The organism is Vibrio sp. 10N.261.52.A1 (assembly GCF_002876325.1).
In the GTDB taxonomy this organism is placed as follows: domain Bacteria; phylum Pseudomonadota; class Gammaproteobacteria; order Enterobacterales; family Vibrionaceae; genus Vibrio; species Vibrio chagasii.
Genome location: NZ_MCYD01000940.1, coordinates 1 through 1,145, shown reverse-complemented (window position 1 = coordinate 1,145; position 1,145 = coordinate 1). Strand labels below are relative to the sequence as shown.

Annotated in this window: 1 protein-coding gene; it reads left to right on the top strand. The window is 44.9% G+C overall.

Annotated elements, in window-relative coordinates:
* Positions 1-68: 68 nt before the first annotated feature.
* Positions 69-1,145 (top strand): tandem-95 repeat protein (locus BCT81_RS20410; protein WP_133152670.1); only part of this gene is annotated, 1,077 nt, incomplete at its 3' end.

The following is a 1,145-nucleotide window of genomic DNA, read 5'->3' as shown; positions in this document are numbered from 1 at the left end:
AACTAATATTATAAAAAGATGTCACTATTTTGACGTTGACAACAAAAGATGGGTTTTTAGGGGTTAATATGGACATGACGACTTTGAATTTGGCTGGTGCACTAGCACTGGGCCAGCGCATTGTTATTTCAACAGATGGCACGATTAAAGTCCTAGAAGAAGGCGAGTCACTTCAGGCGGGAGATGTCATCTTAGAATCTCTTAATGAATCAAATAGCCCTGAAGTTTCCGCGAAGCGATTCTCACCAGAAGATGGTGAGATTGAACTCGACCAAGATATTGCTGATATATTCGCAGCCTTAGAAGAAGGTCAAGACCCTGCAGAATTAGGTGAAGAGTTCGCAACCGCTGTTGGTCAAAATGGTTCAAGTCTAGGCACCAGCGGTACCATTGAGCGAGATGGTGAAGAAACTATCCCTGATACCGAGTTCGTAACCGAAGGCTTCGAAGCGTTGGGCATGTCCCGCACTCAAAGTTTAAGCCTTCTTGATGCCTATCGTTCTATCTCAGAATCTTCAACTGAATCTAATAGCGCCCCTCTATTTACAGATGCCAACAATGTCGTTGTCGGAGATACTGTCTCTTTCACAACGGATGAAGATACCCCTGTTAGCGGTACATTGAGTGCTTTTGATGGCGATAATGACACTCTTTCTTTTGCTATGTCTCAACCGCCGGCAAACGGAACCGTCACTTTAAACAGTGATGGTAGTTGGACATACACCCCAAATAATGATTTCAATGGTGACGATAGTTTCTCGGTCGTTGTATCCGATGGTCAAGGTGGTACTGATACGATTACTGTGAATGTTGGCGTTAATCCTGTCAACGATACCCCACTCATTACAGATGCAAATGGCAACCCACTTGGCGACAATATAGCCGTAACTACTGATGAAGACACACCAGTCAACGGTAGCCTTTCGGCATCTGACACTGATGGTGATTCATTAAACTTCTCTAAAGGCACTGAACCATCCAACGGCACCGTTGTTGTTGATGAAGACGGCAACTGGACCTACACACCAAACGAAAATTACAACGGCAATGATAGCTTCACTGTTGTTGTTAGCGATGGAAATGGCGGAACAGACACTATTACTGTAGAGGTTGGGGTTAATCCACTGAACGACGGCGCGGTGGTG